General features: G+C 72.0%; 19 protein-coding genes, 1 tRNA gene and 2 pseudogenes. 11 read left to right on the top strand and 11 right to left on the bottom strand.

From position 1 onward, the window contains the following. Nucleotides 1-165: 165 nt before the first annotated feature. Nucleotides 166-1,122 (bottom strand): NAD(P)-dependent oxidoreductase, encoded by a 957-nt coding sequence (locus ACZ4WV_RS28930; RefSeq protein ID WP_465751606.1) that lies wholly within the window; start codon nucleotides 1,120-1,122, stop codon nucleotides 166-168. A gap of 62 nt (nucleotides 1,123-1,184) precedes the next feature. Then, on the bottom strand, nucleotides 1,185-1,610 hold the full coding sequence (locus ACZ4WV_RS28925) for a YunG family protein (protein ID WP_465751577.1): 426 nt from the start codon (nucleotides 1,608-1,610) through the stop codon (nucleotides 1,185-1,187). Nucleotides 1,611-1,869: 259 nt separating this feature from the next. Between ACZ4WV_RS28925 and ACZ4WV_RS28920 the strand changes: the two are divergent. Further along, nucleotides 1,870-2,253, top strand: a pseudogene (locus ACZ4WV_RS28920) (LuxR C-terminal-related transcriptional regulator); the annotation flags it as partial. A gap of 458 nt (nucleotides 2,254-2,711) precedes the next feature. On the opposite strand, the gene ACZ4WV_RS28915 reads toward ACZ4WV_RS28920, so the two are convergent. Both ACZ4WV_RS28915 and ACZ4WV_RS28910 read right to left on the bottom strand, forming a co-directional pair. After that, nucleotides 2,712-3,188 carry a hypothetical protein gene (locus ACZ4WV_RS28915; RefSeq protein ID WP_465751576.1) on the bottom strand — a complete coding sequence of 159 codons (477 nt, stop codon included), beginning with the start codon at nucleotides 3,186-3,188 and terminating at the stop codon, nucleotides 2,712-2,714. A 301-nt stretch (nucleotides 3,189-3,489) separates the two neighbouring features. Next, nucleotides 3,490-3,563 (bottom strand) — tRNA-Gly (locus tag ACZ4WV_RS28910). 277 nt (nucleotides 3,564-3,840) lie between these two features. On the opposite strand from ACZ4WV_RS28910, the gene ACZ4WV_RS28905 reads away from it, so the two are divergent. Together ACZ4WV_RS28905 and dcd are read left to right on the top strand one after the other, a co-directional pair. Continuing rightward, a complete protein-coding gene (locus ACZ4WV_RS28905) occupies nucleotides 3,841-4,062 on the top strand; it encodes a hypothetical protein (protein WP_465751575.1) in 222 nt (73 codons plus the stop codon). Nucleotides 4,063-4,134: 72 nt separating this feature from the next. Beyond that, nucleotides 4,135-4,710 carry a dCTP deaminase gene (dcd, locus tag ACZ4WV_RS28900; protein WP_465751574.1) on the top strand — a complete coding sequence of 192 codons (576 nt, stop codon included), beginning with the start codon at nucleotides 4,135-4,137 and terminating at the stop codon, nucleotides 4,708-4,710. Between the two features lie 111 nt (nucleotides 4,711-4,821). Here the strand turns inward: dcd and ACZ4WV_RS28895 are convergent, their stop codons facing one another. The 4 genes and pseudogenes from ACZ4WV_RS28895 to ACZ4WV_RS28880 all read right to left on the bottom strand — a co-directional run bounded on the left by ACZ4WV_RS28895 (nucleotide 4,822) and on the right by ACZ4WV_RS28880 (nucleotide 10,642). Beyond that, nucleotides 4,822-5,712 (bottom strand): alanyl-tRNA editing protein, encoded by an 891-nt coding sequence (locus tag ACZ4WV_RS28895; RefSeq protein WP_465751573.1) that lies wholly within the window; start codon nucleotides 5,710-5,712, stop codon nucleotides 4,822-4,824. 86 nt (nucleotides 5,713-5,798) lie between these two features. Then, on the bottom strand, nucleotides 5,799-6,869 hold the full coding sequence (locus ACZ4WV_RS28890) for a Yip1 family protein (protein WP_465751572.1): 1,071 nt from the start codon (nucleotides 6,867-6,869) through the stop codon (nucleotides 5,799-5,801). Nucleotides 6,870-7,054: 185 nt separating this feature from the next. Continuing rightward, nucleotides 7,055-8,128, bottom strand: a pseudogene (manB, locus tag ACZ4WV_RS28885) (mannose-1-phosphate guanylyltransferase); the annotation flags it as partial. A gap of 288 nt (nucleotides 8,129-8,416) precedes the next feature. Next, nucleotides 8,417-10,642 (bottom strand): (Fe-S)-binding protein, encoded by a 2,226-nt coding sequence (locus ACZ4WV_RS28880; protein ID WP_465751571.1) that lies wholly within the window; start codon nucleotides 10,640-10,642, stop codon nucleotides 8,417-8,419. Nucleotides 10,643-11,011: 369 nt separating this feature from the next. On the opposite strand from ACZ4WV_RS28880, the gene dnaK reads away from it, so the two are divergent. The 6 genes from dnaK to ACZ4WV_RS28850 all read left to right on the top strand — a co-directional run bounded on the left by dnaK (nucleotide 11,012) and on the right by ACZ4WV_RS28850 (nucleotide 17,785). Then, nucleotides 11,012-12,853 carry a molecular chaperone DnaK gene (gene dnaK, locus ACZ4WV_RS28875; RefSeq protein WP_465751570.1) on the top strand — a complete coding sequence of 614 codons (1,842 nt, stop codon included), beginning with the start codon at nucleotides 11,012-11,014 and terminating at the stop codon, nucleotides 12,851-12,853. Then, nucleotides 12,850-13,470 carry a nucleotide exchange factor GrpE gene (grpE, locus tag ACZ4WV_RS28870; RefSeq protein WP_465751569.1) on the top strand — a complete coding sequence of 207 codons (621 nt, stop codon included), beginning with the start codon at nucleotides 12,850-12,852 and terminating at the stop codon, nucleotides 13,468-13,470. The genes dnaK and grpE overlap by 4 nt, the downstream gene beginning before the upstream one ends. A 223-nt stretch (nucleotides 13,471-13,693) precedes the next feature. After that, the gene (dnaJ, locus tag ACZ4WV_RS28865; RefSeq protein WP_465751568.1) at nucleotides 13,694-14,845 is read left to right on the top strand and encodes a molecular chaperone DnaJ; all 1,152 of its coding nucleotides are present in this window, start codon (nucleotides 13,694-13,696) and stop codon (nucleotides 14,843-14,845) included. A gap of 7 nt (nucleotides 14,846-14,852) precedes the next feature. After that, on the top strand, nucleotides 14,853-15,380 hold the full coding sequence (locus ACZ4WV_RS28860; RefSeq protein ID WP_465751567.1) for a heat shock protein transcriptional repressor HspR: 528 nt from the start codon (nucleotides 14,853-14,855) through the stop codon (nucleotides 15,378-15,380). Between the two features lie 208 nt (nucleotides 15,381-15,588). Next, the gene (locus ACZ4WV_RS28855; RefSeq protein WP_465751566.1) at nucleotides 15,589-16,581 is read left to right on the top strand and encodes a hypothetical protein; all 993 of its coding nucleotides are present in this window, start codon (nucleotides 15,589-15,591) and stop codon (nucleotides 16,579-16,581) included. 586 nt (nucleotides 16,582-17,167) lie between these two features. After that, complete coding sequence (locus tag ACZ4WV_RS28850) at nucleotides 17,168-17,785, top strand: hypothetical protein (protein WP_392897097.1); 618 nt, start codon at nucleotides 17,168-17,170, stop codon at nucleotides 17,783-17,785. A gap of 7 nt (nucleotides 17,786-17,792) precedes the next feature. On the opposite strand, the gene ACZ4WV_RS28845 is transcribed toward ACZ4WV_RS28850, so the two are convergent. From ACZ4WV_RS28845 to ACZ4WV_RS28835, 3 genes are all read right to left on the bottom strand, one after another. After that, nucleotides 17,793-18,248: a helix-turn-helix transcriptional regulator gene (locus ACZ4WV_RS28845; protein ID WP_465751565.1), complete on the bottom strand. Its 456-nt coding sequence runs from the start codon at nucleotides 18,246-18,248 to the stop codon at nucleotides 17,793-17,795. A gap of 217 nt (nucleotides 18,249-18,465) precedes the next feature. Beyond that, a complete protein-coding gene (locus ACZ4WV_RS28840) occupies nucleotides 18,466-19,458 on the bottom strand; it encodes a LuxR C-terminal-related transcriptional regulator (RefSeq protein WP_465751564.1) in 993 nt (330 codons plus the stop codon). A 621-nt stretch (nucleotides 19,459-20,079) separates the two neighbouring features. Next, nucleotides 20,080-21,210, bottom strand: coding sequence for a TDT family transporter (locus tag ACZ4WV_RS28835; protein WP_465751563.1), 1,131 nt, complete (start codon nucleotides 21,208-21,210; stop codon nucleotides 20,080-20,082). Between the two features lie 71 nt (nucleotides 21,211-21,281). Between ACZ4WV_RS28835 and ACZ4WV_RS28830 the strand changes: the two genes are divergently transcribed. Both ACZ4WV_RS28830 and clpB read left to right on the top strand, forming a co-directional pair. Continuing rightward, nucleotides 21,282-22,283 carry a LysR family transcriptional regulator gene (locus tag ACZ4WV_RS28830; RefSeq protein WP_465751562.1) on the top strand — a complete coding sequence of 334 codons (1,002 nt, stop codon included), beginning with the start codon at nucleotides 21,282-21,284 and terminating at the stop codon, nucleotides 22,281-22,283. A gap of 72 nt (nucleotides 22,284-22,355) precedes the next feature. Continuing rightward, entirely contained in the window at nucleotides 22,356-24,977 is a 2,622-nt protein-coding gene (gene clpB, locus ACZ4WV_RS28825; protein WP_465751561.1) for an ATP-dependent chaperone ClpB, read from the top strand. Nucleotides 24,978-25,127: the final 150 nt, after the last annotated feature.

Below are 25,127 nucleotides of genomic sequence, written 5' to 3'. Positions count from 1 at the left end.
CTCCCCCGGTCGGGTGGTGCGGACGCCGAGTGCGAGCACCCGTCCAGCGCCCGTTATTCCGCCGGCAGGTTCCCTGGGCTCGGAGTCCGGTCACGTCCTCGGAGTCCGGTCCGTCCTCGGAGCCCGATCGTCCTGGGAGTCCGGTCGCCCTGGGGGCACGGTGCGTCAGTCGGGCAGCCCGGCCCGGCGGCGGGCCACCTCGGCGACGGCGGCCCAGTCCTTGTCGCCGTCGCCGTGGGCCAACGCGTCCAGGAAGGCGTCCCGCAGGATGCCGCCGAAGGGCAGCGGGACGTTGCGCTCGGCCCCGGCCGCCAGGGCCAGTCCGACGTCCTTGAGGCCGAGCGGGAGCCGGAAACCGGCCGGCTCGTACCGGCGTTCGGCGACCATCGAGCCGTAGCCGGAGTAGACCGGCCCGGGGAAGAGCGTGCCGGTGAGCATCCCGACCAGGTCGGCCGACCGCACCCCGTGCGCCTCGGCCAGGCTGCACGTCTCGGCCATCGACTCGATCGCGCAGGCCAGCAGGAAGTTGGCGCTGATCTTGGCGGTGTTGGCCTGCCGGGGGCTGTCACCGAACCGCCAGGTGCGCTCGCCCATCGCGGCGAACAGCGGCTCGGCCCGCTCCAGCAGCTCCGGCGCGCCCGCGGCCAGGATGTTGAGCTTGCCCTCCGCCGCGACCGGGGGCCGGCCGAGGACGGGCGCGGCGACGTAGCCGATGCCGTGCTCGGCGTGCAGCGCCTCGGCGCGCTCGGCGAGCGCCAGCGAGACGGTGGCCATGTTGACGTGCAGGGTCGCGCTCGCGCCCGCCAGCAGCCCGGGGTCGAGCAGCAGCTGCTCGACCGCCTCGTCGTTGGCCAGCATGGAGACCACCGTGTCGGCGGCGAAGACCTCGGCGAGCGTGCCGGCGGCCTGCGCGCCCCGGGCCGCCAGCTCGGCCACCGGCTCGGGCGAGCGGTTCCAGACCCGTACGGTGTGACCGGCCCGCAGCAGGCTGCCGGCCATGCCCCGCCCCATCGCACCCAGCCCCACGAAGCCGACCGTCATCGTCCCGGTCATCCGCGCACTCCCGTCGCCGTAGCCGCCCGTTCGTAGCCACCCGTTCGCGGCCCATTGCTCGCGGCCGATTTGCTCGTGGCCGACTGTACGTCAGGGGTGGCACGGCGCCGGGGCAAGCAGGACCGGAGCCGTCAGGCGCAGACGCGGGCCCGCCGGTGGCTGCGGTTGGCGGCGGCGGCGCGCTCCAGCTCGGACATCACGCGGTGGCGCAGCAGCTCGTACTGGGCCTGAAGCCGCCCGGGGCGGGCCGGTCGGGCGACCGGGCGGCCGGGGCCGACCAACTCGGCCGGCCCGAACTGCTCACGCGTGAGATCGATCTCGAAGCCGCTGGCGAAGCGGTTCCACCAGTGGAGGTCCGTCCGGACCCCGTCGACGTGCACCTCGCCCATCATCAGCTCGCCGCCGAGCAGGTCGTTCACCACCAGCGACGTCACCCCGCACTGGCCGCGAGCGGGATTGTCCGGACGCCAGTGGGCCAGGTCCTCGGGCGCACAGGTGTCGACACCCCAGGAGGAGCGGATCGCACGTTCGATGTCGTTGAGGGTCCACGCCGTCATAGCGGGAAGCCTGCCACGCGGCACTGACAACGACACCGGCTTTTCAAAGGGTCACCGTCTGTCCTGCGACGACCCTCCCGGTGTTCACCCGAACGAGGACATTCGCGCCGCCTCGTCCGAAATGCGAACGTCCGGCCGGTCGACCACGGGGGTGGGCCGACCGGCCGGATGCGCGGCTACCGCCCGTCACTCGGCCGGGGCGGTGCCGGGGGCGCGTCACCTGCCCAGGGCGGCGACGCCGGCCTGCGCCCTGATCGTCCGGCGCCTGGTGCTCACCACCTACGACACCGACGCCGACATCACCCGGGCGATCGCCGCCGGCGCGACCGGCTACCTGCCGAAGGCGGAACGGCCGGAGGAACTGTTCGCCGCCGTCCGCGCGGCCGCCCGCGGCCGGACGGTGCTCTCCCCGTCGGTCGCCTCCCGGGTGATGGCACAGCTGCGGGCGCCCGCGCGGCAGCTCACCGAGCGGGAGCAGGACATCCTCGAACAGCTGGCGCAGGGCCTGGGCAACCGCGAGATCGCGCGGGGCGTGTTCATCAGCGAGGCGATGGTGAAGACCCACCTGGGGCGGATCTACGCCGAGTTGGGCGCGGATACCCGGGCCGGGGCGGTGGCCGTGGCCAAGGAGCGCCGACTGCTGCGCCGAGGTGGCGTTCCCCCGTCGGCTGCGCTGGGCATTCGCGCCGTGTCACTGGGTACTGCCATGATTCTCGGAATGCCGGATTCCAGGAACCGCCATCACCCCTCCCGGACCGGCACCCTGAACGGGCGCCGCCCCGGCGCACCGCCCTGACAGGGCCCACAACTGCCTGGTGGGGGAAGTGTGGCGGGCTTCGAAGCCGGCCACCCCGATTGTGGATTTTTCGTGGAATTCACTATTGACAAACCAACCACGCGGTTTGTTAGTTTGAACCAACGACGTCCCGGGGGTGGGGGCTCGCCGGGGTCTGTGCGGACCGCTCTCGCCGGAGGGCGTTGGCCAGGGGGAACGGCGGGACTGCCGGGGTGTCGGGGGGAGCGGCAGCGCCGAAGCCGCGCGACGAGGCGGCGTGAAGCGGGTCCGGGGGGACCCGCTCCACGCTTCCCCCGCCCCCCACGTCACATCGACGCGCTCCAGTACGGACAGCGCACCTGCGGCAGCGGCGCGACATCCCCGGCCGCACGCGGGACCGGGCCGGCCACCCCGGGAGAACTCGCGGTCACCGCCACCTCGCCGAACTCACCAATGCCGAACACCAGTCGATACCCATCCCGGGTGACAGCGGCCACTCCCGGCCGTTCCCGCCCGGCGTTCAACGAGGTGATCGTCCACCCCTGCCGCCGCCAGTGCCGCTCCACCACCCCCGCCAACTCCGCCCAGCGCACCGGCGACACGACGGTGAGCAGATCCCGGCCGCGGGCGACATACCAGTGCGCCTCCGACTCCCGCCCCGGCAGCGGCAACCGCGCCCCCTCCCGAGGCGCCGCCGCCCGCCACACCAACACCGGCCGCACAGCGTCGAGGGCGTCCCCCAACAGCCCCTCGCACCGCCGCGCGGCATCGAGCCGACCGCCCGTCACCTCGGAATCGAGCACCGGCCACCAGTCGGGCGCGACCGGGGACCCGTCGCGACAACCACCCGGGCACCCGAGATTCAGCTCGGCACCACCTGACTGCACTGGGTCCTCCGCACTCCTCCCGGCATTCAACCCGGGCAGGCATCCCGTCACTGCATGGACGGCACCCGAGCACGGACAGTTCCGCCCCGCCACCGATCTGCACCGCACGGTTTACTTCCCCGGCCAGGCGGCCCGGCCGGATGCCGACCACGACCAACCCCGGAGGTCGCCGAAAAACAAGAAAGCCGCAGGTCAGAAGACCTGCGGCTTTCGGTGATGGAGCGGGCGACGAGAATCGAACTCGCGCTCTAAGCTTGGGAAGCTCATGTTCTACCATTAAACTACGCCCGCCTGATGAGTGGTCAGAGACCGCTCGATCCGGTGCCACTGTACCCCATCCGTGACTGTGGTTGCACGGCTGGTCGGAGGACGTGGCGGAGCGGGGTGGGGGTGGGTGGGGGGCGTACTGTTTGGGCCGCGTGTGGTGCTCCGGTGGGTGTGGGGTCGGGGCGGCGAGCCATGGTGTGGAATGTCCGGAACATCCCCTAATGTGACGCTGTCCCGGGGCCTGGCCACCGGGGCGCGATGAGTACGGGTGAGTACTGGGTTAGGGATGGGAAGGGGATCGATGGAGCAGCGCGCCGTCGTTCGTTGTGCCGAGGGGCACCTGTTCAGCACCACCACGTTCCCGATGCAGAACCTCGGTCCCGGTCGGCTCGGGCCCGGGCGGTTGATCCGCTGTCCGCAGTGCGGACGGCTCCGGAGCTCGGTGCTGGCCGACGTACGGGAGCTGTCGACGACGCAACTGGCGCGGGCGATGCGGATGGAGGCCGCGGAGTTCCTGGCCTGACGGCCGTCGGATGGACGCAACGGGCCCCGGGCGGATTCGTCCGGGGCCCCGTCGTGCACGTAACCTCGAACCGTGCTGCTCTCTGACAAGGACATCCGGACCGAAATCGACCTGGGCCGGGTCGTCATCGACCCGTACGACCCGGCGATGATCCAGCCGTCGAGCATCGACGTGCGCCTCGACCGCTTCTTCCGCGTGTTCGAGAACCACAAGTACCCGCACATCGACCCCTCGGAGGAGCAGCCGGACCTGACCCGGCTGGTCGAGCCGGAGGGCGACGAGCCGTTCATCCTGCACCCGGGCGAGTTCGTGCTGGCCTCGACGTACGAGGTCATCACGCTGCCCGAGGACGTGGCCTCCCGGCTGGAGGGCAAGTCGAGCCTGGGCCGGCTGGGCCTGCTCACCCACTCCACGGCCGGCTTCATCGACCCGGGCTTCAGCGGTCACGTGACCCTGGAGCTGTCGAACGTCGCGACGCTGCCGATCAAGCTCTACCCGGGGATGAAGATCGGGCAGCTCTGCCTGTTCCGGCTCTCCTCGCCGTCCGAGCACCCGTACGGCTCCGCGCGCTACGGCTCGCGCTACCAGGGCCAGCGCGGCCCGACGCCGTCCCGCTCGTACCTGAACTTCCACCGCACCGAGGTCTGATCCCGGCGGAGCGCACGCACGGCGGGCGGCCGTCCCTCATCGTGAGGGGCGGCCGCCCGCGGCGTTCATCGGGCCGCCCGCGGGGTTCGTCGGGCCGCCCGCGGGGTCCCGTCAGGCCCGCTTGGGGCTGGTGACGGCGACCAGCTCAGTGCCGTCCTCGGAGAGCCGCAGCTCGGTGCGGAGTTCGGCGAGCTCGCCGAGGTGGTGCAGGTGGGTGCCGCCGCAGAAGATCTCGGCGCCGCCCTCGGGCAGCTCGCAGTGCCACTGGCGGCGGGCGGTGAGCTCGGGGCCGGGCACCTCGATCCGGACCGGGGCGTCGGCGGCGACCCAGGCGGCGAGCCGGGCGTTGACGGCCTCGGTGAGGGCGGGCAGGGCGTCGGCGAGGGCCGGGAACTCCTCGGTGGCGTCCGCCGTGAAGCCCTTCTTCTTCAGGGACTTGCCGAGCCGGTAGGTGTCGGTGCTGGCCTGGGTGTCCATCACCGAGCTCGCCATCGCGAGGCTGTCGAAGTCGGGGTTGCCGAAGGCGTCCGAGCGGCCCGGGTCCTTGCGCCAGCGCGGGGCGAGCGCGGCGTTCAGAGCGAGGGCGAGCAGGTGGCAGCCGCTGTGCGAGGCGCTCAGGGCGGCCCGGCGCTCGGCGTCGACGGCGAGGACGGCGGTGCGGCCGGTGATGTCGCCCGGGTCGGTGTCCAGGACGTGCAGGACCAGCCAGGACCAGTCCTCGTCGCCGCGCTTGACCGGGATGGCGGCGCCGACCAGCGGCACGCCGCCGTCCGGGCCGACCGCGCCGGTGAGGCAGTCCACCACGGCCAGCTCGGCGCCGTCGACGGTCAGGGTGCCATGGTCGGCCGGCTGGTCGGGCCAGGTGTGGTCGAGCGGGTGGAACGGGGTCGACTCGGTCACCACGGCGTACCGGCCGTCCTCCAGCGGGTGCACCGCGAGCACGGGGGACTCTCCGGTGACCGCCCCGGCCGGGAAGCTGACGTGGGTGGTGGGGAGGGTCATGACTGGCTCCGGTGGCTGGGGCGAACGAGGGCGGGCGGGCCGGGGCCTTCCGGCCCGGACCCGCCCACCATTGTGCCTTCCGCTTCTCAGCCCAGTGTCGGCAGCTTGATCAGCACGAGCAGCGCGACCAGCTGCACCGCGCCGGCGGCGGCCGCCTTGCCCCAGGGCAGGTCGTGCACCCGGCGGACCATGGCGGTCAGCAGGTACGCGCAGAACATCCAGGTGGCCCAGCCGACGGCCTGGACCACCGCGTTGCCGGAGGGCAGCACCAGGTCGAGCAGCAGTCGGGGCGCGTCGGTGAGCCAGCCGATCAGCGCGGCCAGGCCGACGGTCGACTTCCACGGGCCGTCGCCGCCGAGCTGGCGGGCCAGCGCGTAGGTGACCGCGCCGAAGACCCCGCCGACCACCGTGAAGCAGACGGCGCCGGCCAGCAGGCCGGTCAGCGCGACGGTGAAGGTCGAGTTGACGATGTCGTCGCGGGTCAGCCCGATGGCGAGCACCGCGAGCGCGCCGTACAGCAGCGAGACGGTGAGGGCGGGCAGCCAGACCTGGTGGTCGCGGGTGCGGTCGAAGATCGCGGTCGGGTTGCGCAGGAGGCCGGTGAACAGCTCGCGCCACTGCGGGCGGGGCCCGGCGACGTGCGGGGCGGACTGGCCGCCAGCCCGGTAGACGGCGACGTTGTCCTGCCCGTACGGGGGCTGTGGTTCCTGCCCGTACGGGGGCTGCGGTTCCTGGCCGTACGGGGCGTGCTGGTCGTGCCCGTACGGGGCGGACGGCCCGTAGCCGCCGTCGTGGTGGTCCTGGCCCGGCTCCCGGCCGTACCAGCCCTGGTCCTGGCCCGGCTGGGCCTGGTACGGCGCCTGTCCGCCGTACGGGTCGGCGACCGGGAAGGCGCGGGTGCTGCCCGGCCGGTCGGCCGCGTACGGGTCGTACCCGTCGCCGGGCGCGCCCCCGGGGCCCCCGGGAGCGCCGGGAACACCGGCCGCGCCCCCCGGGCCGCCCGGGCCGCCGGCCGCCGTCGGGTGCTGGGCCGTGAAGTACTCCGGCCCCTCCGGCTGCCCGTACCCCCCGGCCACCCCCGCCGGCGGCGGAGCGGCCGACCACCCGCCGTGCGGGCGATCGGCGCCCTGACCCCTGTCGTATCGATTACCAGCCACGCTCCGAAGGTACCCGTCCGGCCCAGCGCACGTCGGCCCCGGACGGAGCCGGGGCCGGTTTGCAGCGAGCCTGAGACGAACGGGGCCGAAAAGCCCCCGGAGCGCCGGCGCTACCGCTGGGCGCTGACCGACGGCCCGTGCACGGCGGCGGCCGCGGTGGTGCCGGCCGGGCAGCCGCCCGGGCCGGCCGAGGTCCGCACCGCGCCGACCGGCAGCAGGGTGCCGCAGGCGATCCGGATCCCGTTGGGCAGCTCGTTGTCCGGCTCCACGATCGCGCCGTCGCCGATCACCGCGCCGTCCAGCGCCGAGCGGTCGCCGACGGTGGCGAAGGCGCCCACGATCGAGTCCTTGACCAGGGTGTCCGGGCCGATCACCGCGCCGGGCAGGATCACGCTGCCCTCGACGATGGCACCGGCCTCGATCACCGCGTCCTCGGCGACCACGGTGCCGCCGCTGAGCACCGCGCGCGGGTGGACGGTGGCGCCGGGCAGCAGCAGGGCGTCGCCGGTCGGGCCGGGGACGGCCGGGGAGTCGACCTTGCCGAGCACCAGGTCGGCCGAGCCGCGGACGAACGCGGCCGGGGTGCCGAGGTCCAGCCAGTACGAGGTGTCGACGACGCCGCGCAGCAGGGCGCCGGTGGCCAGCAGCTCGGGGAAGGTCTCGCGCTCGACGGACACCTCCCGGCCGGCCGGGATGCGGTCGATGACGGACCGGGTGAAGACGTAGCAGCCGGCGTTGATCTGGTCGGTGACGATCTGCTCCGGCGTCTCCGGCTTCTCCAGGAACTCCAGCACCCGCCCGTCCGCGTCGGTCGGGACGAGGCCGAAGGCCCGCGGGTCCTCGACCCGGGTGAGGTGCAGGGTGACGTCGGCCCCGGCGGCCACGTGGCCGTCACGCAGGGCGGCGATGTCCAGCCCGGACAGGATGTCCCCGTTGAAGACCAGCACCGGCTCGTCCGGGCCGCAGGTCAGGCCGGAGGCGGCGTTGCGGATGGCCCCGCCGGTGCCCAGCGGCTCGCGCTCGGTGAGGTAGACCAGCTCGATCCCGTACGGGGTGCCGTCCTGGAAGTGGTCCTCGAACACCTCGGCCAGGTACGAGGTGGCCAGCACCACACGGGTGACCCCGGCGGCGGCCGCGCGGGCCAGCTGGTGGGCGATGAACGGGACACCCGCCACGGGCAGCATCGGCTTGGGGGTGTGGGTGGTCAGCGGACGCAGTCGCGTGCCCTTACCACCGACGAGCATGATCGCCTCGGTCATGGTCTGCGCTGTTCCCCTTGTGTCTCTGCGGCCCGGCCCGGTGGGCCGATACCTCCGTCGGTGTGTTCGGCCCGTCCGGAACGGGCCGACCGGCGCGCGGCCGGTCCGGCGCCTACTGTATTTCCTTCCGACCGAATGCCAGTCCGGCGGCTGTGCGATCGGCGTCACTCCCCGTCCGCCCGCGGTGTCCTCGGACGTCGGCCGTGGCGCCGAAAGCCCGGCCCGGCGGGCGCGTTGGGCGCGTCCACCGGGCCGGGCGGTTGTAGCAGAACTGTCGAACAGCGGCCGCTACGCGTCGACCGTCGCCGGCTCGTCCTCGGCCGCGGCCGGCGGAATCGCCTTGACCGAGTCGAGCAGCAGCTGGGCCACGTCGACCACCTTCAGGTGCTCCTTGGCCGCGCCCTCGTTCTTCTTGCCGTTGACCGAGTCGGAGAGCATCACCAGGCAGAACGGGCAGGCGGTGGAGACGATGTCCGGGTTGAGGGACAGCGCCTCGTCCACGCGCTCGGTGTTGATCCGCTTGCCGATGCGCTCCTCCATCCACATCCGGGCGCCACCGGCGCCGCAGCAGAAGCCGCGCTCCTTGTGCCGGTGCATCTCCTGCTGGCGCAGACCGGGGACCTTGTCCATGATCTCGCGCGGCGGGCTGTAGACCTTGTTGTGGCGGCCCAGGTAGCAGGGGTCGTGGTAGGTGATCAGGCCCTCGACCGGGTTGACCGGGACGAGCTTGCCCTCGTCGATCAGGTGCTGGAGCAGCTGGGTGTGGTGGATCACCTCGAAGTGCCCGCCGAGCTGGGGGTACTCGTTGGCGATGGTGTTGAAGCAGTGCGGGCAGGTGGCCACGATCCGCTTGGTCGGGGCGTCCTCCAGCGCGGCGTTCAGCGTCTCCACGTTCTGCGCGCCGAGCATCTGGAACAGGAACTCGTTGCCCAGGCGGCGGGGGGAGTCACCGGTGCAGGTCTCCTCCTTGCCGAGGATCGCGAACTTCACGCCCGCGGTGTGCAGCAGCTCGGCGAAGGCCTTGGTGGTCTTCTTCGCGCGGTCCTCCAGGGCGCCGGCGCAGCCGACCCAGTAGAGGTACTCGACCTCGGCGGGGTCGATGTCCTCGCCGATCACCGGCACCTCGATGCCGGTCTCCTTCTTGAGCTCCTTGACCCAGTCCAGGCGGGCCTTGGTGGCCATGCCCCACGGGTTGCCCTTGTTCTCCAGGTTCTTGAGCATCGTCCCGGCCTCGGTCGGGAAGTTGCTCTCGATCATCACCTGGTAGCGGCGCATGTCGACGATGTGGTCGACGTGCTCGATGTCCACCGGGCACTGCTCGACGCAGGCGCCGCAGGTGGTGCAGGACCACAGCACGTCCGGGTCGATGACGCCGTTCTCCTCGGCGGTGCCGATCAGCGGGCGGTCGGCCTCGGCCAGGGCGGCCGCCGGGACGTCCTTGAGCTGCTCGGCGGTGGCCTGCTCGGTGCCCTCCATGTCCTTGCCGCCGCCGGCCAGCAGGTACGGCGCCTTGCCGTAGGCGTGCTCGCGCAGGCTCATGATCAGCAGCTTCGGCGAGAGCGGCTTGCCGGTGTTCCAGGCGGGGCACTGCGACTGGCAGCGGCCGCACTCGGTGCAGGTGGAGAAGTCGAGGATGCCCTTCCACGAGAAGTGCTCGACCTGGGAGACGCCGAAGACGGCGTCCTCGGCCGGGTCCTCGAAGTCGATCGGCTGGCCCTTGCTCGTCATCGGACGGAGCCCGCCGAGCGCGGTGCCGCCGTCCTCCTCGCGCTTGAAGTAGATGTTGAAGAAGCCGAGGAAGCGGTGCCAGGCCACGCCCATCGAGGGGTTGAGGCCGATGGTGGTGGCCCACGCGAACGAGATGCAGATCTTCAGCATCGCGAACAGGTAGACCAGGTTCTCCAGGGTGCCGTGCGACAGCCCGCTGAGCGCGGAGACGATCGGGTACGAGACCAGGTGCTCCGGGCCGTAGGAGTCGACGCCGGACAGGGCGCCCTCCAGGGCGCGGAGCATCAGGATGCACAGGCCGATGCCGAGGATCGTGTACTCGACGTAGAAGGCCTGCCAGGCGATCGAGCCGGCGAACCGGGACTTGCGGCCCGACCTGGACGGCAGGCTCATCAGGCGGATCACCATCAGGGTCACGATGCCCAGGGTGGTCAGGGTGCCGACGAGCTCGACGAAGAGCTGCCAGATCATCCAGTGGCCGATGATCGGCAGTTCCCACTCGGCGTCGAAGAGCTGGCCCATCGCGTTGACGATGGTCAGCACCAGGCTGAAGAAGCCGACGGCGACGAACCAGTGGGCGACGCCGACGATCCCCCAGCGGTTCATCCGGGTGTGGCCGATGAACTCGACCGCCACGGTCTTCACCCGCTGGGCGGGCTTCCCGAAGCGGGTGGAGTCCGGCGAGCCGGTCAGCACCACCCGGAAGATGTGCCACGCCGCACGAAGGGCGAGCGCGGTGCCGATCACGAAGGTGACCAGCGAGATGACGATCGCTGCTAGCTGCATCGGCTCTCCGTCTCCTGCGGCTTGCGGTTCAGCAGGGTCTGTGGTTCCACGGTTTTCTGAGGTGAGTGTACTGGTCGGTAACTTTCCGGGCCGACGGCCCGGACATTACCTGTCAACAACAGGCCACCAGAAGGTTCCCAAGCTATGGCGGCAGTCACGTGACTCCCACGCGCCGCACCCGAGCGCGCCCGAGCGGAATCCGGCGGGCCGACCGCCCAAATCCGTGGGCCGACCGCCCTTCGGCCGACCTCCGTCCGACTTCCGGGCTCAGCAAAGTTGAGCCGCTCGAACTCAAAGCTGTTGACGGCCCCGGCCAGGTAGTGCATCCTTGAGCCTGTAAAGCTCAACTCTTCCGTGGAGGTACCAACGATGGCACGCGCGGTCGGCATCGACCTCGGCACGACGAACTCGGTCGTCAGCGTTCTGGAGGGTGGCGAGCCCACCGTCATCACGAACGCCGAGGGCGCTCGGACCACGCCGTCCGTCGTCGCCTTCGCCAAGAACGGCGAGGTCCTGGTCGGCGAGGTGGCCAAGCGCCAGGCGGTCACCAACGTCGACCGCACCATCCGCTCGGTCAAACGCCACATGGGCACCGGGTGGAAGATCAACATCGACGGCAAGGACTTCACGCCGCAGCAGATCTCGGCCTTCGTGCTGCAGAAGCTGAAGCGCGACGCCGAGGCGTACCTGGGCGAGACCGTCACCGACGCCGTCATCACCGTCCCGGCGTACTTCAACGACTCGGAGCGCCAGGCCACCAAGGAGGCCGGTGAGATCGCGGGCCTGAACGTCCTGCGCATCGTCAACGAGCCCACCGCGGCCGCCCTCGCGTACGGCCTGGACAAGGACGACCAGACCATTCTGGTCTTCGACCTCGGCGGCGGCACCTTCGACGTCTCCCTGCTGGAGATCGGCGACGGGGTCGTCGAGGTGAAGGCCACCAACGGTGACAACCACCTCGGTGGTGACGACTGGGACCAGCGCGTCGTCGACCACCTGGTCAAGGTCTTCCAGGCCGGCCACGGCGTCGACCTGTCCAAGGACAAGATGGCCCTGCAGCGTCTGCGCGAGGCCGCCGAGAAGGCCAAGATCGAGCTGTCCTCGTCCTCCGAGACCTCGATCAACCTGCCGTACATCACGGCCTCCGCCGAGGGCCCGCTGCACCTGGACGAGAAGCTCACCCGCGCCCAGTTCCAGCAGCTGACCGCGGACCTGCTGGAGCGCTGCAAGGTCCCGTTCCACAACGTGATCAAGGACGCCGGCATCTCGCTCTCCGAGATCGACCACGTCGTCCTCGTCGGCGGCTCGACCCGCATGCCGGCCGTCGCCGAGCTCGTCCGCGAGCTGACCGGCGGCAAGGACGCCAACAAGGGCGTCAACCCGGACGAGGTCGTCGCCATCGGCGCCTCGCTCCAGGCCGGTGTCCTCAAGGGCGAGGTCAAGGACGTCCTGCTCCTGGACGTCACCCCGCTGTCCCTCGGCATCGAGACCAAGGGCGGCATCATGACCAAGCTGATCGAGCGCAACACCACGATCCCGACCAAGCGCTCCGAGATCTTCACGACGGCCGAGGACAACCAGCCGTCCGTCCAGATCCAGGTCTACCAGGGCGAGCGCGAGATCGCCGCCTACAACAAGAAGCTCGGCATGTTCGAGCTGACCGGCCTGCCGCCGGCGCCGCGCGGCCTGCCGCAGATCGAGGTCACCTTCGACATCGACGCCAACGGCATCATGCACGTCGCGGCCAAGGACCTCGGCACCGGCAAGGAGCAGAAGATGACCGTCACCGGCGGCTCCTCGCTGCCGAAGGACGAGGTCGACCGCATGCGCCGCGAGGCCGAGCAGTACGCCGAGGACGACCACAAGCGCCGCGAGGCCGTCGAGACCCGCAACTCCGCCGAGCAGCTCGTCTACTCGACCGAGAAGTTCATCGCCGACAACGCCGACAAGCTCCCGGGCGACGTCAAGACCGAGGTCGAGACCGCCATCGGCGAGCTCAAGGAGGCCCTGAAGGGCGAGGACATCGCGAAGATCCGCGAGGCCTCGGAGAAGGTCTCCACCACCGCCCAGAAGCTCGGCCAGGCGCTCTACGCCAACGCCGACGCCGCCGGGGCGGCCGGGGCCGGCGAGTCCGCGCAGGCCAAGGACGACGACGTCGTCGACGCCGAGATCGTGGACGACGAGAAGCCCAAGGGCGGTGCGTCGGCATGACGGACAAGCCGCAGGGCGGCAAGCCCGGCGACGACTCCGCCGCCGAGGAGGCCGTGATCAAGGCTGCCGAGGAAGCCGCCTCGGCGGGCGCCGGCGAGGGCTCCGACGACCTCGCCACGGTCAAGCGCGAGCTGGCCGAGCGCACCGGGGACCTGCAGCGGCTGCAGGCCGAGTACCAGAACTACCGCAAGCGGGTCGAGCGCGACCGGCTGACCGTCCGCGAGATCGCGATCTCCAACATCCTGGAGTCGCTGATCCCGGTCCTGGACGACATCGGCCGCGCCCGCGAGCACGGCGAGGTGACGGGCGGCTTCAAGTCCGTCGCCGAGTCCCTGGAGACGGTCGTCGCCAAGCTGGGCCTCCAGCAGTTCGGCAAGGAGGGCGAGCCCTTCGACCCGACCCAGCACGAGGCGCTGATGCACAGCTACTCCTCGGACGTCACCGTGGACACCTGTGTGCAGATCCTCCAGCCCGGCTACCGCATCGGCGAGCGGATCATCCGTCCCGCCATGGTCGCCGTCGCGGAGCCCCAGCCGGGCACCCAGACGACGTCCGCCCCGGACGCCGAGGCGAAGCCCGCCGACACGGACGAGTCCGACGGTGGCGCGGACAGCTGACGAGCTGTGACAGCTGACAACCAGTGCGCTGCGGAGTCGAACGCCGGCAAGACGAGCGGCCGGCTCCGCAGCGCGCTGTCAACGGCTCTTCTTCCAGGGGCGGTTGACAGCACAGTGACGATGGACATCGGGAGGTGGCGGGAGCCGTGAGCGAGCGCAGCGAGCGAACCATCCAGGGGTGCGCGGACCGCTCAGCGGCTGCCGAGCGCAGCGAGGTGGGCGCATGAGCGGCAAGGACTTCGTCGAGAAGGACTACTACAAGGTCCTCGGCGTGCCCAAGGACGCCACCGCCGCCGAGATCAAGAAGACGTACCGCAAGCTGGCGCGCGAGTTCCACCCGGACGCGAACAAGGGCGACGTCAAGGCCGAGGAACGCTTCAAGGACATCTCCGAGGCGTACGACGTCCTGTCCGACGACAAGCGCCGCAAGGAGTACGACGAGGCCCGCAGCCTCTTCGCCAACGGCGGCTTCCGCACCGGCGGCCCCGGCACCGGCAGCTACAGCTTCGACTTCGGCGACCTCTTCAGCGGCAGCCAGGGCGGCGGCGGTGGCGGCCTCGGCGACGTCTTCGGCGGCCTCTTCAACCGGGGCGGCGCCCGGCAGGCCCAGCCCCGGCGCGGCGCCGACGTCGAGACCGAGGTGACGCTCTCCTTCGAGGAGGCGGTCGACGGCGCGACCGTCCCGCTGCGGATGACCAGCCAGGCCCCCTGCCGCACCTGCAACGGCACCGGCGCCAAGTCCGGCACCACCCCGCGGGTCTGCCCGACCTGCGTCGGCGCCGGCACCGTCAGCCGCGGCCAGGGCGCCTTCGCGCTCTCCGAGCCGTGCAAGGACTGCCGCGGCCGGGGCATGATCGTCGACGACCCGTGCGCCGACTGCCACGGCAGCGGCCGGGCCAACTCCGCCCGCACCATGCAGGTCCGCATCCCGGCCGGCGTCCAGGCCGACCAGCGGATCCGGCTCAAGGGCAAGGGGGCCCAGGGCGAACGCGGCGGCCAGCCCGGCGACCTCTACGTCACCGTGCACGTCGACCCGCACCCGGTCTTCGGGCGCAAGGGCGACAACCTGACCGTCACCGTCCCGGTCACCTTCCCCGAGGCCGCCCTCGGCGCGACCATCGAGGTGCCCACCCTCGGCGGCCCCACCGTCAAGCTCAAGCTGCCCCCGGGCAGCGCCAACGGGCTCACCATGCGCGCCCGCGGCAAGGGCGCCACCCGCAAGGACGGCACCCGAGGCGACCTGCTCGTCACCGTCGAGGTCGTGGTGCCGCAGCACGTCACCGGCGACGCGCTGAACGCCCTGGAGCAGTACCGCGAGGCCACCGCCTCCGACGACCCACGAGCCGCCCTGTTCCGGGCGGCGAAGGGAGCGTGACGACCAGATGAACCCCGACTCGATGACCCCCGACAGCCCGATCGGCCCCGGGCTCGGCGAGGGACTGCCCGGCGACGGCACCCGCCGCACCCGGCGCACCGCCACCGCCCCGCCGCAGTACGTGCTCACCGAAGACACCCCGGTGTACGTCATCTCCGTGGCTGCCGAGCTGTCCGGCCTGCACCCGCAGACGCTGCGCCAGTACGACCGCCTCGGCCTGGTCAGCCCCGACCGCACCGCCGGCCGCGGCCGCCGCTACTCCGCCCGCGACATCCAGCAGTTGCGGGAGGTCCAGCGGCTCTCGCAGGACGAGGGCATCAACCTGGCCGGCATCAAGCGGATCATCGAGCTGGAGAACCAGGTCGCCGCCCTCCAGGCCCGCATCACCGAGCTGGTCGACTCCCTGGAGGGCGCCGCCGCCGCACTCCAGCAGCGCGAGGCCGCCGTCCACGCCTCCTACCGCCGCGACCTCGTCCCCTACCAGCCCCCCACCCCGCAGTCCAGCGCCCTCGTCGTCTGGCGCCCCAAGCGCTGACCCGCGGCCCCGCCGCCCCGCCAGCCGCCGGCTCCCTCCTGTTCGGGGGGTGCCGGCGGCTGGCGTGTGGTGAGAGAGTGCTGCGGCAAGGGAGGCGGTCACCATCCGGGACGACTCCGGCCGGGTCCTGCGGGCCGCTTAAGATCCTTGCTGCAGTAGCCATCCGGCGCGTTGACTAACTTGTCCGGTCAACACAAGGAGACCAAGAATGAGTGGGCGAGAAGGAGCAGGTGCCGCGCCGGGCGGACTCCGGGTCCTGTCGGAGGACGCCCGCACGCTCTATCTGAAGGCCGTGAGCGAGAGCGGCCGGCTGAGCCGGAATGCCTGTGCGACCGGCGAGGATTCCGCCCTCCAAGAGTTGCTGGATCTCGGACTGCTAATTCTCGACAACGAAGAGCCGGACGCCTATTTCGCCGTCGACCCGACACAGCTGTCGGCGAGTCTGAGTTCGGCGTGGCAACGGCAGGCGCTCGACCTCCTGTCGCGCGCGGTGGCGCTGCCGACGGAGCTCAGCGAACTGGCCGAGGCTTTCCACGCCCCGAACCAATCCGGCGGCCCCATCGAATACGTCAGAGGCCGCGCCCTCATCAATCAACGGCTTCAGCAATCCGCGGCCGGCGGATGGACGGAGGGACTCGCCATGCAACCGGGCGGACCGCGCCCGGCCGAGCTGCTGACCGCATTCCTGGACCGCGACCTCGACATGCTCCGTCACGGCGCGTCGATGCGGACGATCTACCACGCGAGCACTCGCTACCACCAGCCGACCAGGGACTATGTGGCTCAGCTGGCCAAGGCCGGTTGGCAGTTCCGCACGCTCGACGAGCCCTACACCAGGCTGATCGTGGTCGATCGGAAACTGGCGGTGATTCCCGTGGCGGGCGACAACATCGCCGCGTTCATCTACGACCCCGCCGTCATCAACTTCCTCGCCGAGGAGGTCTTCGAGCGGAGCTGGAACAGGGCGCTCGAGTTCGAGGGGGATCGCACGGTCCCGCGCCAGGTCGTGTCGCAACTCCGGCAGACCATCATCGAGCTCCTGCTCTCCGGAACGAACCACCGCGTCATAGCGCGACGGCTCGGCATCAGTGAGCGGACGCTCGCCCGGCATATCGCCGAGATGAGGGAGGACTACAACGTCGACTCCCTCTTCCAACTCGGATATGTGCTGGGCCGCTCCCCGCGAGAAGAAGACGTGTAGGAACGCTCTTCCAAAGGAGCGGCTTTTCCAGCACTTCGGCCGGCCCGTCAGCGCGACACGGACTCATCCTCCAGTCCTGATGACCCAACGGGCCACGCCTCACCAGTGGATGTCGTCGCTCACGGCGACCGCCGCGGTCGGGGAGACGCCGGCCTGCTCGCCGCCGACAGCAGCCTGAATCCCAGCCAGCACAGCCGCGCCGAGGACAACCGAAATCGCAACCGTGCGGACGAGTCGGTACATAGGGGACACGGACCCACCCCTCCTTCTCTCAAGAGCTCCGTGAGCTGGATCTAATAGCACTAGCGTCCACATGATGCCGCAGACCTCGCAGCGTGTCATCTCCCCGACTACACAAGGAGCGTCATCTCTCTGCCAGTCATCCAGATGACAGGGCGGGACGCTGGACGGGGCTGCGACCGCTGATAGACGATCATTTCGTCCCCGATGGTGCAGCGAAAAGCGCAAACTTGCCGCTGTACCGTCAAATATCCGGCTGAACTCACCGGCTTTTCCGAAGCAGCAACCAACCGCAGCGCCTACCGGCACCGCATCCCCACCCGGTCGGCCTTTCCCCGGAGTCGACATGACCGAGCCCTACCTGCGTCACCACGACAGCCAGGCCCCTGAGGGTCGGCGTGCACGTGTGTTCCTGGCCGCGCCGCTGATGCGCCTGACCGGCCCGGCGGACAGTGTGGTGACCCTCGCCAGCCGGACGCGGCTGACGACGCTCCGCACCACGCTCCTGCGCAGCGGGGCCGCCGTGTACAGCGCGCACCACAGCGACGCCTGGACCGTCGCCGGGCGCGCCCCCGAGCCCCGGGTGCCCTCCGACTTCCGCGCCCTGCAGTCCGCCGACCTGGTCTTCGCCTACGTCGGAGCGCCGCTCTCGGCCGGCGTCAGCCTGGAGCTGGGCTGGGCGTCGGCCCTGCGGAAGCCGATCGTCCTGCTCGTCGACGAGGCCATCACCCACAACCCGCTGATCGCCACCATCGAGCAGGTCGCCCCCGTCCTGCCGCTGGTCTTCGACGACACCTGGTCGCAGGAGGCCCTCAACCACACCGTGGAGACCGCCCTGGACTGGGCCGGCATGGCGCTCTCCCTCCGCGAGGGCTTCTGGACCGCCCCCGGCGAGCAGTTCAACGTCCCCCGGCAGAAGTCCGCCCTCCCCGGCTACTGGCCGACCGGCGCCGCCACCGGCTGAGCGGGGCTCACCCACCGGACTCCCCCGTCCGGGCGCCCCGCACCTGCCAGCCCAGTTGGAACAGCGTCTCCGCGTCGTACGACTCGCGCAGCCGGGCGATGTGACCGGCCACGGTCCGCTCGCTCAGCCCCATCCGGCTGGCGATCGCCCGCTGCGTGAGCCCCCGGGCGAGCAGGCGGCCCACCTGCCGCTGGGTCGCGGACTCACTCGAACCGTCCGCCAGCGCTGCCCGGTTCACGCACTCGGCCTGCTGCCAGTGCGTCTCGAAGCTCGTCGCCAGGAAGCCGACCACGACCGGGTCCTCGACGAAGGCGGCGCTGCTGCCGTCCGGAGCGGCAGGGATCACCGCGACCGTCCGGTCGAGGACCATCATCTTCGTGAACGGCACGGCCAGGACCCGGATGTGGCACCCGGCCGCGACCAGCCGTGCCGCCAGCCGGGCCGTCGGGCCGTCGGACAGCACCGACGCCTCGTAGATCGTGAGACGGACGGCTTCAACAACCCGACGTCCAGCAGGGCCTGTACGGTCTCCGCGTCCTGCTCCGGGACGTCGGCGATCCGGATCCGGCCGCCCTCGCGGAGGATCGCGCGGTACAGGTCGCGGGCGGCCTCGTCGGGCAGGGCGAGGGTGCGGTCGGTCATAAGCGTTCTCCTCTCATCGGCGGGCCGGGCTCGGCTCGTCAGTCATGGCGGGAGCCCCGCATCAGCCAGCCGAGTTGGAAGAGGGTCTGGGCGCCGTAGCGGTCGCGCAGTCGGGAGATGTGGGCGGCGACGGTGCGTTCGCTCAGGCCGAGGCGGGTGGCGACGGCGCGCTGGGTGAGGCCGCGGGCGAGGAGGCGGCCGACGCGGTCGGGGATGGTGCGGGCGGGCCCCTGGCCGAGGCAGGCGGCGGCCTCGGTGGTGTCGGCGCGGGCCCAGTCGCGTTCGAAGGCGCCGATCAGGAAGGCGAGGGCGGCCGGGTCGGTGATGAAGGCGGCGGTGCTGTTGTCGTCGTTGGCGGCGATGACGGCGACGCTGCGGTCGAAGACGATCAGCCGTTGGAAGGGCTCGTCGAGGACGCGGATCCGGGAGCCGTGCCGGGTGACCTCCTCGGCGTAGGCGAGCGCGGGCGGGTCGGCGAGCGCGACCGGCTGGTAGATGGTGCGCAGCGAGCAGCCGCGCTGGAGGAGTTGGACGTCCTGGGCGAGGGCGATCTGCAGGGTGTCGGCGGGTCGGTGGCCGGGCTGGGCGGTGAGCACCTCGGAGCGGCAGTCGGAGACGAGTTGGGAGATCCGCTGGCGGATGTGGACGTGGCCCTCGACGTAGACCGCGCCGCCGGGGCGGCCGGACGGGCGGGGCATCCCGTCGTAGGCGCGGGTGAGGGTGTCCAGGGCTCCGGGGAGGCTCTCCGCACGGACCAGCAGGCGGGTGGCCTGGCTGCGCAGTTCGGCGCCGAGGCGGTCGCTGACCGAGCGCGGGCTGACGGCGGTGTAGCAGCGGTCCATCCGGTTGGCCATGACCAGGCCGATGTCGAGGAGCTGCCGGAGGGCGTCGCGGTCGCCGTCCGGGACGTCGGTGAAGGGGATGCGGCCGCCTTCGGCGATGATCGCCAGGTACAACTGCCGGGCCGCCTCGTCGGGTTCGCCGCCCGCGGGTACCGTCTGGTGCGGCGTGACCGCCGGTTCCGCCGTCACGTCGCACTCTCCCTGCCGGACGCCTCTGCCGTGGTGCTGCCCCCGGCCGTACGCGCGGCCGTGGGCTTGCGCGGTACCTGTTGCCGGGCGTGATCACGGTACCCGTCGAACGGCGGACCCCCGGGGCCGGGTGCCGTCGCACACCGGTGCCCGGGGACCGCCATCGGTACGCCATGCCAAGGCGCTTCCGGCGAGGCGGAGCAGCAACGCCTCGCCGGATCCGGATCCGGCGTCCATCACCACACATGGACCCCGGTCGGTGCTCTTCCCCCCCGTTCCACGGCTGCGGGTGTCGCAGTCGCGGTCGTTCTGAAGAGCGAGTCGCCACCATCGGGCTGCGGTTGCCCGGACGACCTGGCGTGCCTCCACCTTCACAGCCGTGACGCCCGGTGGACAAGTGGCGCCCGAGTGCAGGTTCACGCAATTGCAGTTACCTGCACGCGGGCGGGGGTCGCGGGCCCGGGCGGCGGGCCGGATTCCGGTAAAGGCCGAGGCCAGCGCGAGGTGCGGGCGGCGGTCGGCGGTTCCGCCGGTCGGCGGTGCACGATCATCCTGCAGCTGCGCGTTCCTGCAACCGCGGCGGGCTCCCGACCCGGCGGGCGCCCGGGAGCCCCGGCGGGCTCAGCGCGCGAGCAGCCGGCCGCGGGCCAGCCCGGCCGCGGTGCCCCCCGCCGCGAGCACCCAGCCGACGAGCAGCAGCAGGTAGAGCCCGGTGGTCAGAGCGGTGAAGCCGCCGAAGCCGGTGTGCCGGGCGAGCGCGGCGGAGCCGGTGACGCAGGTGCCGATCGGGAAGGTGTACGCCCACCAGGTCATCGCGAACGGCATCCCGGCCCGGCGGGCGCGCAGGTTGGCGGTGAGTGCGACGGCCAGCCAGAGCATCGCGACGCCGATCACCGCGACGCCGTACAGCTCGGCCAACGGCAGCAGGACGGGCGCCGGCCCGGGCAGCACCGGGCGGGCGGCGTCGGCGAGCTGGTGGACCGCGGTGACGGACTGGCCGAGCGGGCCGAGCACCAGGAACAGGGCGGGAGTGAGCGCCAGGGTGGGCGGCTTGGTGTGGAACAGCTCGGTGAACACCACCGGCAGCAGCACCAGGGTGGCCAGCAGGCCGACCCCGAACAGCGCGCCGCAGCCGTACAGCAGGGCCTGCTGCGGCTGACCGGCCGGCAGGTGCGGGACGAGGACGGGGCCGCAGGCGGAGGCGACCAGCGGCGCGACCACCGGCAGCAGCCAGGTCGGGTTGGCCGCCAGGGCGGACACCGGGTGCCGGGTGATCATCAGGTACGGGATGCCGGCGGCGACGGTCAGCGCGTACAGCGTGCCGACGCCCCACAGCACGGCGTCCACGGCGACCGCCGGCCCGGTGCCGATGACCCGGGAACCGAGCAGCAGGGTGCCGAGCCCGACCGCCAGCAGTGCCATCGGCGGGCAGCCGTAGAAGACGGCGGTGGCCGGGTCGTCCAGCAGCTGGGCGCGGGCCGCCGTGCGGTGCCGGGTGAGGTGGACCAGCCGGGCCGCCACCAGCACCACCAGGGCGGCCAGTCCGAGCGCCCACATCACCTCGCCGAAGCCGATCAGGCCGGGCAGCCGTACCGGCAGGGCCGCGGCGCCGTTGGCGGTGATCGCGGTGCCCATCACGGCGGCGTACCAGTTGGGGCCGAGCTGCGAGAGGTCGAACCGGGCGGCCCGGGAACGGTCGCCGGGACGGTCGGCGGGGCGGATGAGCGGGCGGGCGACGGCCGAGGTGGACATGGAGACCACCCTGCCCCGGCGGCCCGGCCTCCGGTAGCGCCGCGGATCCTATGGGGACATAGGCTGAATCTATGCCTCTCTCCCCGCACGTCCCCGAACTCGGCGCACTGGAACTGCTGCTCGCGGTGGCCCGGCTGGGCAGCGTCGGCCGGGCGGCGGCCGAGCTGGGCGTCAGCCAGCCGACGGCCAGCGCCCGGATCAAGGGCATGGAGCGGCAGATCGGCGTCGCGCTGCTGGAGCGCTCGCCGCGGGGCAGCCGGCCGACCGAAGCGGGCCGGCTGGTCGTCGAGTGGGCCCGGCAGGTGGTGGAGGCGGCGCAGGCGCTGGACGCCGGGATCGACGCGCTGCGCGACCGGCGGGACGCCAAGCTGCGGGTGGTGGCCAGCCTGACCGTCGCCGAGTACCTGATGCCCGGCTGGCTGCTGGCACTGGCCGAGGCCAGTCCGGGAACGGCGGTGACGCTGCGGACGGCGAACTCGGCGGAGGTCGCCGGGCACGTGCTGGCCCGGGAGGCGGACGTCGGCTTCGTCGAGGGCCCGTCCGCGCCGCCCGGGCTGGCGAGCGTGGTGGTGGCGGCGGACCGGCTGGTGGTCGTGGTGGGGCCCGGCCACCCCTGGGCGCGTCGGCGCACCCCGCTGAGCGGGGCCGAGCTGGCGGCCACCCCGCTGGTGCTGCGCGAGCCCGGCTCGGGCACCCGGGAGGTGCTGGAGATGGCGCTGACACCGTACGGGGGCGCCGCGCGGCCCCGCCTGGAACTGGCCTCGTCCACCGCGCTGAAGGCGGCGGCGATGACCGGGGCGGGGCCGGTCTGCCTGAGCGAGCTGGCCGTGGTGGAGGAACTGGCCACCCGGCGGCTGGTCGAGGTCCGGCTGGCGGAGGAGCTGGACCTGCGGCGGCCGCTGCGCGCGGTGTGGCCGGCCGGGCACCGACCGGGCGGACCGGCCCGGGAACTGCTGGGACTGACCCGGCGGACGAACAGCCCGACCCTGAAGCGGAAGGTCCGGACCCTGGGCGGAAGCACCCGGACGGAAGGCCGGGACGAGCAGCGGATTGCGGGCCGAATCGAAAGTTGAGCGGAATAGACTCAAGTTAGTGCATGCTGTAGGTAGCAGCAGTGAAGGACGACGAGGGAGGATCCCCCAGCAGTGGACGCCAGCAAGTTCACCACCAAGACGCAGGACGCCCTGTCCGCCGCGATCCGGCAGGCGGGCGCGGCCGGCAACCCGGACGTCAGGCCGGTGCACATCCTGATCGCCATGCTGGAGCAGCCCGAGGGCATCGCCCGGCCCCTGCTGGAGGCGGTCGGGGCGAACGCCGCGCGGATCGACGCCGAGGCGCGCCGCCAACTGGCCGCCCTGCCCAGCGCGATGGGCTCGACGGTCGCCGCCCCGCAGCTCGCGCGGGACACCCTCGCGGTGCTCACCGAGGCCGGCAAGCGCGCGGACGACCTGGACGACCAGTACGTCTCCACCGAGCACCTGATGGTCGGCCTGGCCGCCGAGGGCGGGCCGGTGGCCGAGCTGCTGGTGCACCAGGGCGCGACGCCCAAGGCGCTGCTCGCCGCCTTCAAAGATGTCCGGGGCAGCGGCCGGGTGACCTCGCCGGACCCGGAGGGCACCTACAAGGCGCTGGAGAAGTACGGCACCGACCTCACCCAGGCCGCCCGGGACGGCAAGCTCGACCCGGTGATCGGCCGTGACCACGAGATCCGCCGGGTCGTCCAGGTGCTCTCCCGCCGCACCAAGAACAACCCCGTCCTGATCGGCGAGCCCGGCGTCGGCAAGACCGCGGTGGTCGAGGGCCTGGCCCAGCGCATCGTGGCCGGCGACGTGCCGGAGTCGCTGCGCGGCAAGCGGCTGGTCGCGCTGGACCTGGGCGCGATGGTGGCCGGGGCCAAGTTCCGCGGCGAGTTCGAGGAGCGGCTGAAGGCCGTCCTGAACGACATCAAGGCCTCCGACGGCCAGGTCGTCACCTTCATCGACGAACTGCACACCGTGGTCGGCGCGGGCGCCGGCGGGGACTCCGCGATGGACGCGGGCAACATGCTCAAGCCGATGCTGGCCCGCGGCGAGCTGCGGATGGTCGGCGCCACCACGCTGGACGAGTACCGCGAGCGGATCGAGAAGGATCCGGCCCTGGAGCGCCGCTTCCAGCAGGTGCTGGTCGGCGAGCCCAGCGTGGAGGACTCGATCGCCATCCTGCGCGGTCTCAAGGGCCGGTACGAGGCGCACCACAAGGTGCAGATCTCGGACGCCGCCCTGGTCGCGGCCGCCACGCTGTCCAACCGCTACATCACCTCCCGCTTCCTGCCCGACAAGGCCATCGACCTGGTCGACGAGGCGGCCTCCCGGCTCCGGATGGAGATCGACTCCTCCCCGGTCGAGATCGACGAACTCCAGCGCGCCGTCGACCGGTTGCGGATGGAGGAGCTGGCCCTGGAGAAGGAGTCCGACCCGGCCTCGGTCGACCGGCTGGCCCGTCTGCGGCGTGACCTCGCCGACAAGAACGAGCAGTTGAGCGTGCTGACGGCGCGGTGGGAACAGGAGAAGAAGAGCCTCAACCGGGTCGGCGAGCTCAAGGAGCGGCTGGACGAACTGCACGGTGCGCTCGAACGGGCCCAGCGGGACGGGGACTTCGAGCGGGCGTCCAAACTGATGTACGCCGAGATCCCGGCCGCCGAGAAGGAGCTCACCGACGCCCAGGAGCGCGCGGCGACCGCCGACGGCGAGTCCGGGCCCGCGTCGGCCTCGATGGTCAAGGAGGAGGTCGGCCCGGACGACGTGGCCGACGTGGTGGCCTCCTGGACGGGCATCCCGGCCGGCCGCCTGCTGGAGGGCGAGAGCGCCAAACTCCTGCGCATGGAGGAGGAGTTGGGTCGGCGCCTGATCGGCCAGGCGGAGGCCGTGCGGGCGGTCTCGGACGCGGTGCGCCGCACCCGCTCGGGCATCGCCGACCCGGACCGCCCGACCGGCTCGTTCCTGTTCCTCGGCCCGACCGGTGTCGGCAAGACCGAACTCGCCAAGGCCCTGGCCGACTTCCTGTTCGACGACGAGCGGGCGATGGTCCGGATCGACATGAGCGAGTACGGCGAGAAGCACTCCGTCTCCCGCCTGGTCGGCGCCCCGCCCGGTTACGTCGGCTACGAGGAGGGCGGCCAGCTCACCGAGGCGGTCCGCCGCCGTCCGTACAGCGTGGTGCTGCTGGACGAGGTGGAGAAGGCGCACCCGGAGGTCTTCGACGTGCTGCTCCAGGTGCTGGACGACGGCCGGCTCACCGACGGCCAGGGCCGCACGGTGGACTTCCGCAACGCCATCCTGATCCTCACCTCCAACCTGGGCAGCCAGTACCTGGTGGACCCGGCCATCCCGGAGGAGCGGAAGAAGACGCTGGTGCTGGACTCCGTCCGGGCCGCGTTCAAGCCGGAGTTCCTCAACCGGCTCGACGACATCGTGGTCTTCGACGCGCTGGGCACCGCCGAGCTCAGCCAGATCGTCGACCTCCAGGTGGCCCGCCTCGGCGAGCGGCTGCGCGAGCGGCGGCTCACCCTGGACGTCTCCGAGGCCGCCCGCGACTGGCTGGCGCTCACCGGGTACGACCCGGCGTACGGCGCCCGCCCGCTGCGCCGGCTGGTGCAGTCCGCGATCGGCGACCAGCTGGCCCGGGCGATCCTGTCCGGCCAGGTGCACGACGGGGACACCGTCCTGGTCGAGCGGGACGACGAGGGCGACCACCTCACCGTCCGCAGCCGCGGACCGCTGGAGAAGTAGCAGCGCCCGGCCCGGGGGGGGGGGGGCCCCCCCCCCCCGGGGGGGGGGGGGGGGGGGGGGGGGTTGGTGTTCGGGTGTCATCCCTCCCGCAACCTGGGGGTTTGCGTCGGGGAGGTTGGGGTGGGTGGGATGGGGGGTGGGCGCCGGCCA

Source organism: Kitasatospora sp. NPDC029312, from assembly GCF_055569215.1.
Note: the sequence above shows the minus strand (reverse complement) of the source record. Positions and strands in the feature narration are given on the sequence as shown.

Bases quoted from the DNA above. Each gene is read 5' to 3' on its own strand.
- ACZ4WV_RS28925 (WP_465751577.1), bottom strand. From the start codon at position 1,610: ATGACGGCGTGGACCCTCAACGACATCGAACGTGCGATCCGCTCCTCC.
- ACZ4WV_RS28850 (WP_392897097.1), top strand. From the start codon at position 17,168: ATGACCGAGCCCTACCTGCGTCACCACGACAGCCAGGCCCCTGAGGGT.
- dnaK (WP_465751570.1), top strand. From the start codon at position 11,012: ATGGCACGCGCGGTCGGCATCGACCTCGGCACGACGAACTCGGTCGTC.
- grpE (WP_465751569.1), top strand. From the start codon at position 12,850: ATGACGGACAAGCCGCAGGGCGGCAAGCCCGGCGACGACTCCGCCGCC.
- ACZ4WV_RS28905 (WP_465751575.1), top strand. From the start codon at position 3,841: ATGGAGCAGCGCGCCGTCGTTCGTTGTGCCGAGGGGCACCTGTTCAGC.
- ACZ4WV_RS28835 (WP_465751563.1), bottom strand. From the start codon at position 21,210: ATGTCCACCTCGGCCGTCGCCCGCCCGCTCATCCGCCCCGCCGACCGT.
- ACZ4WV_RS28860 (WP_465751567.1), top strand. From the start codon at position 14,853: ATGAACCCCGACTCGATGACCCCCGACAGCCCGATCGGCCCCGGGCTC.
- dnaJ (WP_465751568.1), top strand. From the start codon at position 13,694: ATGAGCGGCAAGGACTTCGTCGAGAAGGACTACTACAAGGTCCTCGGC.
- ACZ4WV_RS28895 (WP_465751573.1), bottom strand. From the start codon at position 5,712: ATGACCCTCCCCACCACCCACGTCAGCTTCCCGGCCGGGGCGGTCACC.
- ACZ4WV_RS28855 (WP_465751566.1), top strand. From the start codon at position 15,589: ATGAGTGGGCGAGAAGGAGCAGGTGCCGCGCCGGGCGGACTCCGGGTC.
- ACZ4WV_RS28880 (WP_465751571.1), bottom strand. From the start codon at position 10,642: ATGCAGCTAGCAGCGATCGTCATCTCGCTGGTCACCTTCGTGATCGGC.
- ACZ4WV_RS28830 (WP_465751562.1), top strand. From the start codon at position 21,282: ATGCCTCTCTCCCCGCACGTCCCCGAACTCGGCGCACTGGAACTGCTG.